At 65.5% G+C, this 12,046-nt stretch carries 11 protein-coding genes; 6 read left to right on the top strand and 5 right to left on the bottom strand.

What is annotated here, in order from left to right; all coding sequences use genetic code 11:
* The first annotated feature begins 108 nt into the window (after positions 1 to 108).
* The 4 genes from AC0KWY_RS10470 to AC0KWY_RS10455 all read left to right on the top strand — a co-directional run bounded on the left by AC0KWY_RS10470 (position 109) and on the right by AC0KWY_RS10455 (position 4,896).
* Positions 109 to 792 (top strand): response regulator transcription factor, encoded by a 684-nt coding sequence (locus tag AC0KWY_RS10470; RefSeq protein ID WP_474029590.1) that lies wholly within the window; start codon positions 109 to 111, stop codon positions 790 to 792.
* Between the two features lie 75 nt (positions 793 to 867).
* Entirely contained in the window at positions 868 to 1,959 is a 1,092-nt protein-coding gene (apbC, locus tag AC0KWY_RS10465; protein WP_474029589.1) for an iron-sulfur cluster carrier protein ApbC, read from the top strand.
* Between the two features lie 74 nt (positions 1,960 to 2,033).
* Positions 2,034 to 2,600: a dCTP deaminase gene (dcd, locus tag AC0KWY_RS10460; protein WP_121456767.1), complete on the top strand. Its 567-nt coding sequence runs from the start codon at positions 2,034 to 2,036 to the stop codon at positions 2,598 to 2,600.
* Positions 2,601 to 2,670: 70 nt separating this feature from the next.
* Positions 2,671 to 4,896, top strand: a complete 2,226-nt coding sequence (locus AC0KWY_RS10455; RefSeq protein WP_474029588.1) for an Orn/Lys/Arg family decarboxylase — start codon at positions 2,671 to 2,673, stop codon at positions 4,894 to 4,896.
* Positions 4,897 to 4,914: 18 nt separating this feature from the next.
* Here AC0KWY_RS10455 and AC0KWY_RS10450 read toward each other — a convergent pair whose 3' ends face one another.
* Genes AC0KWY_RS10450 through AC0KWY_RS10440 form a run of 3 tightly spaced genes read right to left on the bottom strand, consistent with a single transcriptional unit; the run spans position 4,915 to position 7,782 of the window.
* On the bottom strand, positions 4,915 to 5,391 hold the full coding sequence (locus tag AC0KWY_RS10450; RefSeq protein WP_474029587.1) for a dihydrofolate reductase: 477 nt from the start codon (positions 5,389 to 5,391) through the stop codon (positions 4,915 to 4,917).
* Position 5,392: 1 nt separating this feature from the next.
* Complete coding sequence (pgi, locus tag AC0KWY_RS10445) at positions 5,393 to 6,985, bottom strand: glucose-6-phosphate isomerase (RefSeq protein ID WP_474029586.1); 1,593 nt, start codon at positions 6,983 to 6,985, stop codon at positions 5,393 to 5,395.
* A gap of 2 nt (positions 6,986 to 6,987) precedes the next feature.
* A complete protein-coding gene (locus tag AC0KWY_RS10440; protein ID WP_474029585.1) occupies positions 6,988 to 7,782 on the bottom strand; it encodes a thymidylate synthase in 795 nt (264 codons plus the stop codon).
* A 189-nt stretch (positions 7,783 to 7,971) separates the two neighbouring features.
* Here AC0KWY_RS10440 and AC0KWY_RS10435 point away from each other — a divergent pair, with 189 nt between their 5' ends.
* Positions 7,972 to 9,456 (top strand): hypothetical protein, encoded by a 1,485-nt coding sequence (locus AC0KWY_RS10435; RefSeq protein WP_474029584.1) that lies wholly within the window; start codon positions 7,972 to 7,974, stop codon positions 9,454 to 9,456.
* Positions 9,457 to 9,459: 3 nt separating this feature from the next.
* On the opposite strand, the gene mog is transcribed toward AC0KWY_RS10435, so the two are convergent.
* Entirely contained in the window at positions 9,460 to 10,050 is a 591-nt protein-coding gene (gene mog / locus AC0KWY_RS10430) for a molybdopterin adenylyltransferase (RefSeq protein ID WP_474029583.1), read from the bottom strand.
* A complete protein-coding gene (gene yjgA / locus AC0KWY_RS10425; protein WP_474029582.1) occupies positions 10,037 to 10,576 on the bottom strand; it encodes a ribosome biogenesis factor YjgA in 540 nt (179 codons plus the stop codon). Before yjgA ends, mog begins: the two co-directional genes overlap by 14 nt.
* Positions 10,577 to 10,643: 67 nt before the next feature.
* Here yjgA and pmbA point away from each other — a divergent pair, with 67 nt between their 5' ends.
* Entirely contained in the window at positions 10,644 to 11,987 is a 1,344-nt protein-coding gene (pmbA, locus tag AC0KWY_RS10420) for a metalloprotease PmbA (protein ID WP_474029581.1), read from the top strand.
* The last annotated feature ends 59 nt before the right edge of the window (positions 11,988 to 12,046 follow it).

Genomic DNA, 12,046 nt, shown 5'->3' with positions numbered 1-12,046 from the left:
CGTTGCTGCGGTGCAAGTCGAAGTCAGGGCGGGGCCGCGTGGAATCATGCATTTATCGGTTGATCCGGCGGCCCGGGCTGGGCAGAATTCGTCTTTCCAGGAGGGGTTATGAACTTTGCCGTTATCGAAGACAGTCGCAGTCAGGCCGAAGTGCTGAAGGCCTTGTTGAAAAGCGAGGGCTACCAGGTCGAGGTATTTGCCGATGGCAAGTCCTTCCTTGATGTGCTGGCCACGCGCAGCTTCGATTTCTACGTGGTGGACTGGGTCCTGCCCGATGTCGGCGGCGACGTGCTGGTCGGCAAGATCCGCGAGCGTTACGGCTGGGATGTGCCGATCGTCGTCTGTACCGCGCGCACCGAGGAAGAACATGCCTCCGATATCCTGCGCCTGGGGGCCGACGACTATGTGCCGAAGCCGGTTCGCTACATGGAATTCCTCGCCCGCGTCGATGCGCTGCTGCGCCGGCGCCGGGCCAAACACCCGGATCTGCTTCGCATCGGCAGTATCGAGGTCGACGTCGAGGGGCGGCGGGTTCGTCTGGCCGGGCAGGAGATCGATCTGACGCAGCGCGAGTTCGACCTCGCTGCCGTCTTCCTGAAGAACGTCGGCCGGGTGTTGGCGCGCGAGGAACTGCTGGCCGCCGTCTGGGCGCGCGAGGCCGATGTCGATACGCGCACCGTCGACACCCACGCCAGCCGCCTGCGCAAGAAGCTCGGCCTCTCGGGCGAAAGCGGCCTGATGTTGACCTCGGTCTACGGGCAGGGCTATCGACTGGATACCGTTTCCGGCTGATTTGCGGCAAGGCTTTGGGCTATACTCTACGAAATCAGTCGGGTATTGTCCGACGCCAGCCCAAGCGGAGTGTCCATGAGCCTTACCGAACAGCAGGTCAGGAATGTCCTGGCCGAAACCATCGATCCCAATACCGGGAAAAGCTATCTTGCCGGCAAGTGCCTGAAGAATCTGCGCCTTGACGCCGACGGTGTCGCTTTCGACATCGAACTCGGCTACCCGGCGAACAGCCAGCACGAAATCATCCGTCAGCAGATTGTCGGCGCGCTGGCCGCGCTGCCGGGCGCCGGCCGCGTCAGCGTCAGCGTCTCCAGCAGCATCGTCGCCCATGCCGTCCAGCTCGGCGTCAAGTTGCTGCCCGGGGTGCGCAACATCATCGCCGTCGCCTCCGGCAAGGGCGGCGTCGGCAAGAGCACGACGGCGGTCAACCTGGCGCTGGCGTTGGCCCAGGAAGGGGCGCGCGTCGGCCTGCTCGACGCCGACATCTACGGTCCCTCGCAGCCGCAGATGCTGGGGCTGGCCGGTCGCCAGCCGGAGTCGCCGGACGGCAAGCGGATGGAGCCGCTCGAGGCCTACGGCGTGCAGGCGATGTCGATCGGTTTCCTGGTCGATGTCGAGACGCCGATGGTCTGGCGTGGGCCGATGGTCTCGCAGGCGCTGGAACAACTGCTCAACGAAACGCATTGGCAGGACATCGACTACCTGATCGTCGATATGCCGCCGGGTACTGGCGACACGCAACTGTCGCTGGCGCAGAAGGTGCCGGTGACCGGCGCGGTGATCGTCACGACGCCGCAGGACATCGCCCTGATCGACGCGCGCAAGGGGCTGAAGATGTTCGAGAAGGTGAATATCCCGATCCTCGGCATCGTCGAGAACATGAGCATCCACGTCTGTTCGAACTGCGGCCACGCCGAGCACATCTTCGGCGAAGGCGGCGGCGAGCAGATGTGCAAGGACTACGACGTCGAATTCCTGGGCAGTCTGCCGCTGGAAATGAGCATCCGCCAGATGGCCGACGGCGGTAAGCCGACGGTGGTCGGTGCGCCGGATTCGAAGGCGGCGGAAATCTACCGCCGCATCGCTCGCCGGGTGGCGGTCAAGGTCGCCGAAAAGGCCAAGGACATGAGTTCGAAGTTCCCCAACATCGTCGTCCAGAACACCTGATCTTTTTACACATTGCAGCGAATAAAGGCGGGTAGAATCCCGCCTTTATTTCTGGTTGACTGCAGGATTCCCGTATGGCCATCAAATCGGACAAGTGGATACGCCGCATGGCGCAGGAACACGGCATGATCGAGCCGTTCGCGCCGGAACTGGTGCGCGAGGCGAACGGCCAGAAGATCGTTTCCTACGGCACTTCGAGTTACGGCTACGACATCCGCTGCGCGCGCGAATTCAAGGTGTTCACCAACATCAATTCGACCGTCGTCGACCCCAAGAACTTCGACCCGAAGTCCTTCGTCGAGATCGAATCCGACGTCTGCATCATCCCGCCGAATTCTTTCGCGCTGGCGCGCACCATGGAATACTTCCGCATCCCGCGCTCGGTGCTCACCGTCTGTCTCGGCAAGTCGACCTATGCGCGCTGCGGCATCATCGTCAACGTGACGCCGTTCGAGCCGGAATGGGAAGGTCACGTCACACTCGAGTTCTCGAACACCACGCCGCTGCCGGCCAAGATCTATGCCGGCGAGGGTTGCGCCCAGGTGCTGTTCTTCGAGTCCGACGAAATCTGCGAAACCTCGTACAAGGACCGTGGCGGCAAGTACCAGGGGCAGGAAGGCGTCACCCTGCCCAAGATCTGACCGCATTCCGTAACGTAAACCGCTTATTCTCCGACCCGCTGCGGCGGGTCGCCGCTTTTGGGGATACACCATGCGCTTCCATTTTCCGGTCATCATCATCGATGAAGACTTCCGTTCCGAAAACGCCTCCGGGCTGGGTATCCGCGCGCTGGCCGAAGCCCTGCAGAGCGAGGGACTGGAAGTGCTCGGCGTCACCAGTTACGGCGACCTGACCTCGTTCGCCCAGCAGCAGAGCCGGGCGTCGGCCTTCATCCTGTCGATCGACGACGAGGAGCTGGCGCTCGAACCGGAAGAGACGCTGGCCGAACTGCGCGCCTTCGTCGAGGAAATCCGCCACAAGAACGCCGAGATCCCGATCTTCCTGCACGGCGAGACGCGCACCAGCCGCCACATTCCGAACGACATCCTGCGCGAGCTGCACGGTTTCATCCACATGCACGAGGACACCCCGGAGTTCATCGCCCGCAACATCAAGCGCGAAGCCAACGCCTACCTCGACAGCCTGCCGCCGCCCTTCTTCCGCGCGCTGACCCACTACGCCGCCGACGGCTCCTACTCCTGGCACTGTCCCGGCCACTCGGGCGGCGTCGCCTTCCTGAAATCGCCGGTCGGCCAGATGTTCCACCAGTTCTTCGGCGAGAACATGCTGCGCGCCGACGTGTGCAACGCGGTCGAGGAACTCGGCCAACTGCTCGACCACACCGGCCCGGTCGCCGCCTCCGAGCGCAACGCCGCGCGCATCTTCAACTGCGACCACCTGTACTTCGTCACCAACGGCACCTCGACCTCGAACAAGATCGTCTGGAACTCGACCGTGGCGCCGGGCGACATCGTCGTCGTCAACCGCAACTGCCACAAGTCGGTGCTGCACTCGATCATCATGACCGGCGCCATCCCGGTGTTCCTGATGCCGACGCGCAACAACTTCGGCATCATCGGGCCGATCCCGAAGAGCGAGTTCGCCTGGGAGAACATCCAGAAGAAGATCGATGCCAATCCCTTCATCGAAGACAAGACGGCCAAGCCGCGCGTGCTGACGATCACCCAGTCGACCTACGACGGCGTGCTCTACAACGTCGAGGACATCAAGGAGATGCTCGACGGCAGGATCGACACCCTGCACTTCGACGAAGCCTGGCTGCCGCATGCCGCCTTCCACGATTTCTACGGCGACTACCATGCGATCGGCGCCGACCGCCAGCGCTGCAAGGAATCGATGATCTTCGCCACGCAATCGACGCACAAACTGCTCGCCGGTCTCTCGCAAGCCTCGCAGATCCTGGTCCAGGACTGCGAGGAACGCCACCTCGACCGCGATGCCTTCAACGAGGCCTACTTGATGCATACCTCGACCTCGCCGCAGTACTCGATCATCGCCTCGTGCGACGTCGCGGCGGCGATGATGGAAGCGCCGGGCGGTACCGCGCTGGTCGAGGAGTCGATCGCCGAAGCGCTCGACTTCCGCCGCGCCATGCGCAAGGTCGACGAGGAATGGGGCACCGACTGGTGGTTCAAGGTCTGGGGCCCGGACGACCTGTCGGAAGAAGGCATCGAGGAGCGCGACGCCTGGATGCTGAAACCCGGCCACCGCTGGCACGGCTTCGGCCAGCTCGCCGAAGGCTTCAACATGCTCGACCCGATCAAGGCGACGATCATCACCCCGGGGCTGGACGTCGACGGCGACTTCGGCGAGCGCGGCATCCCGGCGGCGATCGTCACCAAGTACCTCGCCGAGCACGGCGTCATCGTCGAGAAGTGCGGCCTCTACAGCTTCTTCATCATGTTCACCATCGGCATCACCAAGGGCCGCTGGAACACGCTGGTTACCGCGCTGCAGCAGTTCAAGGACGATTACGACAAGAACCAGCCGTTGTGGAAGGTGCTGCCGGAATTCGTGCAGAAGCACACGCGCTACGAGCGGATGGGCCTGAAGGACCTGTGCAAGCAGATTCACGCGGTATACAAGGAAAACGACGTCGCCCGCCTGACCACCGAGATGTACCTCTCGGACATGGTGCCGGCGATGCGTCCGGCCGACGCCTGGGCGCGCATGGCGCACCGCGAGATCGAGCGCGTCCGCCTCGACGAGCTCGAAGACCGGATCACCTCGGTGCTGCTGACCCCCTATCCGCCGGGCATCCCGCTCCTGATCCCGGGCGAGCGCTTCAACGCCACCATCGTCCGTTACCTGAAGTTCGCGCGCGATTTCAACGCCCGCTTCCCCGGCTTCGAGACCGACATCCACGGCCTAGTCAAGCGCGAGGACGGCGAGTACTACGTCAACTGCGTGCGCTGACCCCGCTTGCCGGCGGCGTCAGCGCCGCCGGTAGCTGACGAAGCTGCAGCCGGGACCGGCGCTGCGTGCGCTTTCCTGCCAGTCGGCAGCGGAGATTTCCGGGAACCAGGCGTCGCCCTCCGGCGCCAGCTCGACTTCGGTGATTTCCAGGCGGTCGGCCAGCGCCATCGCCTGTTCGTAGATCTGCGCGCCGCCAATGACGAACAGCTTCTCGGCGTCCGCCGCCAGGGCGATGCCGTCGGCCAGCGCGTTGGCCAGCTCGGCGCCCGCTGCGACGTAGTCGCGTTGCCGGCTGATCACGATGTTGCGCCGGCCGGGCAGGGGGCGGAAGCGCTCGGGCAGCGATTCCCAGGTCTTGCGTCCCATCAGCACGGCATGGCCGGCGGTCAGACGCTTGAAATGCGCCATGTCCTCGGGAATGTTCCAGAGCAGCCGGTTGTCCTTGCCGATCACGCGGTTGCGGGCGACGGCAACGATCAGGATGATTTCGGGCATGTCAGTAGCGCAGTTTGCGGAGGTGGTCGATCAGGCCGCGGGTCGAGGTGTCGAGTTCCGTGTCGACACCTTCGCCGCGAATCACCGGCAGCAGGCGGCCGGCCAGTTGCTTGCCGAGTTCGACGCCCCACTGGTCAAAGGAATTGAGGTTCCACAGCACGCCCTGGCAGAACACCTTGTGCTCGTATAAGGCGATCAACTGGCCGAGGCTGAATGGCGTCAGCGCCGGCAAGATCAGGGTGCTCGACGGCTGGTTGCCAGGGAAGGTGCGATAGGCGATCAGCGTTTCCTCAATGCCGGCGGCGCGGGCCTCTTCCGCCGTCTGGCCGAAGGCCAGTGCCGCCGCCTGGGCCAGGCAGTTGGCAAGCAGGCCGCTGTGGTGGCCGGGCAGGGGGAAGTCGGCGCGGGCCACGGCGATGAAGTCGCTGGCCACCAGTTCGCTGCCCTGGTGCAGCAATTGGAAAAATGAGTGTTGACCATTGGTCCCGGCGACGCCCCAGACGATCGGGTTGGTCTGGTAATCGACGGCGAGTCGGTCGCGGTCGACGCGCTTGCCGTTGCTTTCCATTTCCAGTTGCTGGAGGTGCGCCGGCAGCAGGCGCAGCGAATGGCTGTAAGGGAAGATGGCGTGGCTGTGGGCGCCGAGGAAATTGCGGTTCCAGATGCCGATCAGGGCCAGGGTCAGCGGCAGGTTGGTGGCGGCGGGAGCCGAGAAGAAGTGTTCGTCGAGGTCGTGGGCGCCGGCCAGCAACTGCTTGAAATTGGCGAAGCCGATGGCCAGTGCGATCGGTAAGCCGATCGACGACCACAGCGAGAAACGGCCGCCGACCCAGTCGGCGAACGGGAAGACGTTCTCCGGGGCGATGCCGAATGCGGCCGCTGCCGGCTGGTTGCTGGAGGCGGCGACGAAATGCCGAGCCACCGCCGCCTCGTCACCTGCCGTGTGCAGCAGCCAGTTGCGGGCGGTGGTGGCGTTGGCCATGGTTTCCAGCGTGGTGAAGGTCTTGCTGGCGACGACGAACAGGGTGCGGCGCGGATCGAGGCGGGAAAGCTGGCTGGCAAGGTCGGCGCCATCGAGGTTGGCGACGAAATGGACGCGCAGGTCGGGGTGCTGGCTGGCCGCCAGGGCCTGGACGGCCAGACGCGGTCCGAGGTCGGAGCCGCCGATGCCGAGATGAACGACATCGCTGATCCGCTCGCCGGTGTAGCCTCGCCACTCACCGCTGTGAACACTCTCGCAGAAGACCGCCAGGCGTGCCAGTCCGGTGCGTACCACGGCCGGCGCGCTGGCGCCGGCGCGCAGCCAGTGATGGCCGGCGGCGCGCTGCTCGGTATGGTTGATTGCTTCGCCGCTGCGCATCCGTTCCCGCCACTGCTGCCAGTCCGCCCGCTCGGCGAGTTCGCGCAGCAGTGCCAGCGTGGTCGTGCTCAGGCGCTGCTTGGAAAAATCGAGCAGCAGTCCGTTGTGGCGCAGCGAAAGCTGCGCGAAGCGTTGCGGATCGGCGGCAAACAGGTCGCGCAGGTGCTGCTGCCCGATTTCCTCGGCGTGCTGCGCCAGGGCCTGCCAGGCCGGGGTCGCGCTCAGTCCGTTCATGCTCAGACGGCGACCGGCGCCGCGATGTGCGGGTGCGGGTCGTAATGGTCGAGGCGGAAATCCTCGAACCTGAAGGAGAAGATGTCAGTGATTTCGGGGTTGATCCACAGCGTTGGCAGGGCGCGCGGTTCGCGCGCCAACTGCAGGCGTGCCTGGTCGAAATGGTTGGCGTAGAGATGGGCGTCGCCGAAGGTATGGACGAAGTCGCCCGGGCGGTAGCCGCAGACCTGCGCCAGCATCATCGTCAGCAGTGCGTAGGAGGCGATGTTGAACGGCACGCCGAGGAAGATGTCGGCGCTGCGCTGGTAGAGCTGGCAGGAAAGCCGGCCGTCGGCGACGTAGAACTGGAACAGGCAGTGGCAGGGTGGCAGCGCCATCTGGTTGACGTCGCCGGGATTCCAGGCGGAGACGATGTGGCGGCGCGAGTCCGGGTTGTGCTTGAGGCTGTGCACCAGTTGCGCGATCTGGTCGACCAGGCGACCATCCGGGCATTCCCAGCGCCGCCATTGCTTGCCGTAGACCGGGCCGAGGTCGCCGTTTTCGTCAGCCCATTCGTCCCAGATGCGGACCCCGTTTTCCTTGAGGTAGGCAATGTTGGTATCGCCTTGCAGGAACCACAGCAGTTCGTGGATGATCGACTTGAGATGGAGTTTCTTCGTGGTCAGCGCCGGAAAGCCCTGCGCCAGGTCGAAGCGCATCTGCCAGCCGAACACCGAACGGGTGCCGGTGCCGGTGCGGTCGGCCTTGTCCTGGCCGTTTTCCAGCACATGGCGCATCAGGTTGAGGTAAGGCTGCATTGGAGCTCGTGTCTTGCGCGGGAAGGAACAGCCAAATTCTACCGTGTTCGTCGTGTTTCCGTAGCGCATGGCGACGGATTAGAATGCGGGCATGTCGTCGTCCAGGGGCGGCATGCTGACGAGGAGGGCGATGTGCTGAACAAGATGGGGAATCTGGGCGGGCTGTTTGACCGAAGGAACGGTCATCCGTTGGCCAACCCGCGTGAGTTGCAGCAGATTGTCAGCGAATTGCCGCGCGACAATGCCTTCAAGTCGCTCGACGAAATTGGCGGTTGGCTGGAGTCGCTGGCGGTCGCCGAAGGCTTTCCCGCCGATCGTCTGTTCATCGCGGCCAGCCAGTTGGAGGATGCGGCGATGGCGCATCTGCGGCGGCTGTCGCGCGAGTATCTGCATACCGTTCGCCTGTCGAAGGCCGAGGAGCGTCGGCTATGGGCGATCAACGCCGGTTTCTGGCGGCAGTTGGCGGAGGTCTATGAAAAGGCCCTGGCCGGCCTGGTTGCCGCCGGACCGACGCCGGAGGCGCTGCGTCTTCAGTTGCCGGGTTTGTGCGCGCGCCTGATCGCCGCGTTGCGGGCCCAGCTCAAGTGGGAGCAGTTCCACTACGGGCCGACGCCGCCCACGCTCTGGGCGCGTCTGGGCGCCGCCCTGCTGCGGGCGGAGGAATATGGCGTGGCGACCCGCCTGAGCAATCTCGGTGGCCTGACCGGCAATACTTCGCCACTGGCCGAGTATCGCAAGGCGATGGTCTTTCACGCCGCTTCGATGGACAGCCTGCTGCCGCTGGAGATCGAACTGGCCGAGCGCTTCATCGCGCATTACCTGATGGCGTTCGATTTTCCGCAGCATGGCGAGCACGATTGCGTCTATTGGGTCGATCTGGCGCTTGCCCAACCGCCACTGCGGCTGGCGCGGATGCCGGCGGAAGCGACGCCGACCCTGCGTTTCTTCCGCCCCGGTCGGGCGCACCGCGAGATGGAGGAGTTGCTGCACCTGCTCGAGCGCGGCAGCGATGTGCCGGCCGACATCATGCTCGGCGGCCAGTACCTGGCGAAGACGCTGATTCCCGTGTTGCGGCATCTGGCGGCCTACCTGGCGCCGATCCCGCCGCAGCGCCGGCACGACCGGCATCGGGTCAAGCACCGCCTGTCGGTGATGAGCGGGCTGGTCAATGCCTACGTCGTCTTTTCCGGCGAATTCGGCGGTCGGCCGGCCGGTTTGCAGATCGAGAGCTGGGTGGTCGAGAACGTCAGCCGCGGCGGTTTTGGCGCTTACGTCAACAGCATTCCCGGCGAGTGGCTGAAAGTCGGCGCGCTGCTCGCCCTGCAGCCGGAGGGCGGCGAGAACTGGGTGCTCGGTTGCGTCCGCCGTTACCATCGGGAAAGCGAGGACGAGGCGCGGGTCGGCATCGAGACGCTGGCGCGGGCGGTGGTCGCCGCCGAACTGAAGCCGAAGATGGCGTCCAGCTATGCCGCGGTCGGCGGTATTCCGGCCTTGCTGCTGGAGGAGGGGAATGCGCCGGGCGAGTTGCGCGTCGTGCTGCCGCCCTACACCTTCGATCCGCGCGAAGCCCTTGAATTCGTCCGCGACGGTAAGCCCGGCCTGCTCGAACCGCTGCTCGTCATCGAGCAGACCAACGATTACGAACTGGCCCGCTACCGCGTCCTGCCCGGCTGAGGGTCAGCGCGGGCGGATCGCCGATTTCGGACGGAAAGCCTGGATCACCCGCGGGTCAGTCTCGGCGTAGGGGCCGCCGAGCAGGTCGATGCAGTAGGGAATGGCGGCGAAGATGCCGACGTGGCGGACGCTGCCGTCGGCGGCGCGGACGCCTTCGAGCGTCTCGCGGATCGATTTCGGTTGCCCGGGCAGATTGACGATCAGCGCCTGCTTGCGGATCACCGCCACCTGCCGCGAGAGGATCGCGGTCGGCACGAAGTTCAGGCTGATGCGCCGCATTTCCTCGCCGAAGCCGGGCATTTCCTTGTCGGCGACGGCCAGCGTCGCTTCCGGCGTGACGTCGCGCGGCGCCGGGCCGGTGCCGCCGGTGGTCAGCACCAGGTGACAGCCGCAATCATCGACCAGCTCGACCAGCGTTGCTTCGATTCCCGGCCGGTCGTCGGCGATCAGCCGGGTTTCGGCGCGCCACGGCGTGGTCAGTGCGCTGCCCAGCCATTCCTGCAGCGCCGGGATGCCCTTGTCCTCGTAGATGCCGGTTGAGGCGCGGTCGCTGATCGAGACCAGGCCGACCACCAGGTTGTCAGGCGTCGTCATGCTCGGTCTCCGCGCTGCCGGCCGGGGTGGCGTCGAGGTCCTTGAGAAACTGGAAGATGGCACGGTAGCTCTTCGGCGGCTTGCCGGCTTCCTGTTCCTTCAGCGCGTTGCGGCGCAACTGGCGCAATTGCTGGAGGTCGGCGCCGGGCCACTGGTTGGCGATCTCGGTCAGCGTCGCTTCCTCTTCCAGCAGGCGCGTGCGGAAGCGTTCCAGACGGTGCAGGCGCGCCGTTTCCGCCGCCGATTCGCCGCGCAGCAGCGCCAGGCCGGCGCGGATCGGTTCTTCGTCCACGCCGCGCATGATTTTGCCGATGTACTGCATCTGGCGGCGGCGGGCGCCGTGGGCGGTGATCTTCTGGCAGTCGCGCACCGCCGCCAACAGGGTTTCCGGCAAATCGATGCGCTTCAACTGGCCAACCGACAGCTCGACCAGCTCGGCGCCGAGGTCGCGCAGCGCGTGCATCGCCTCCTTCTGCTTGGTTTTCGAGGGGCGAACGAGGTCTTCGGGGTAGGTATCGTCTTGCATGGCAGCATCCGGAACGGCAACGGCGGGCTGCTATGATAGCGACTTTTCCCGCCAGGACGCCGTCCACATGTCCGAGACCGCCGCTTTTTCCCACGCCTTCGCCGACCTCCAGCAACTTGCCGAGGACGTCCTCAAGCATGCCCGCACGCACGGCGCCAGCGCCTGCGAAGTCGATGTCTCGGAAGGCTTCGGGCAGTCGGTGACGGTGCGCTGCGACGAGGTCGAGACCATCGAGTTCAACCGCGACAAGGGCATCGGCGTCACCGTCTATGCCGGGCAGCGCAAGGGCTACGCGAGCACTTCCGACTTTTCCGCGCAGGCCCTGCGCGATACCGTCGAGGCGGCGCTCAACATCGCCCGCTTCACCGCCGAGGACGACTGCGCCGGCCTCGCCGACGCCGCATTGATGGCTCGCGATTGCCCGGATCTCGATCTCTACCACCCGTGGCGCCTGAGCGTCGAGGAAGCGATCGAGGTGGCCAGCCGCTGCGAACAGGCGGCCTTCGACGCCAGTCCGCTGATCGACAACTCCGAAGGGGCGACGGTGTCGACGCAGCAGGCGCACTTCGTTTCCGCCAACAGCCACGGTTTCATGGGCGGCTACCCGACCTCGCGTCACTACATTTCCGCCTCGGTGATCGCCGGCGAGCGCGAGCAGATGCAGCGCGACGACTGGTATACGACGCACCGTGACGGCCAGCGCCTGGAAAGCCCGGAAAGCGTCGGCCGCATTGCCGCCGAACGGGCGGTGGCGCGGCTCGGCGGGCGCAAGCTGAAGACCGGCGACTACCCGGTGCTGTTCGAAGCGCCGCTCGCCGCCGGCCTGCTCGGCAGCCTGGTACACGCGGCCAGCGGCGGCGCCCTCTACCGCAAGGCGTCCTTCCTGCTCGACCACCTCGGCAAGCAACTGATGCCCGACTTCGTCAATATCGTCGAACGGCCGCATCTGCCCTGTGGGCTGGCCAGCGCCAGCTTCGACAGCGATGGCGTGGCGACGCGCGACAGCGACGTGGTCAGCGCCGGCATCCTGCAGCGCTATTTCCTCTCCGCCTACACGGCGCGCAAGCTCGGCCTGCAGACCACGGCCAACGCCGGCGGCAGCCACAACCTGATCATCGAACCCGGCAGCCTCGACCGCGCCGGCCTGCTGCAGAAGATGGGGCGCGGCCTGCTGCTCACCGAAGTGCTCGGCCACGGCATCAACTACGTCACCGGCGACTACTCGCGCGGTGCCGCCGGTTTCTGGGTCGAGGACGGCAAGATCGCCTACCCGGTCGAGGAAATCACCATCGCCGGCAACTTGCGCGACATGTTCGCCGGCATCGTCGCTGTCGGCAACGACGTGCTGGCGCGCGGCAGCAAGCAGAGCGGCTCGATCCTGATCGACCGCATGACGATCGCCGGCGAGTAGTCCACGGGTCTTGTGCCCGCTCGCTTCGATGCCGGAAGGCGGCCTTGCGCCGCGTGCGT

The sequence above is a fragment of the Azonexus sp. MM2026_4 genome, from assembly GCF_055901855.1.
This window is presented reverse-complemented; position numbering and strand designations above follow the sequence as displayed.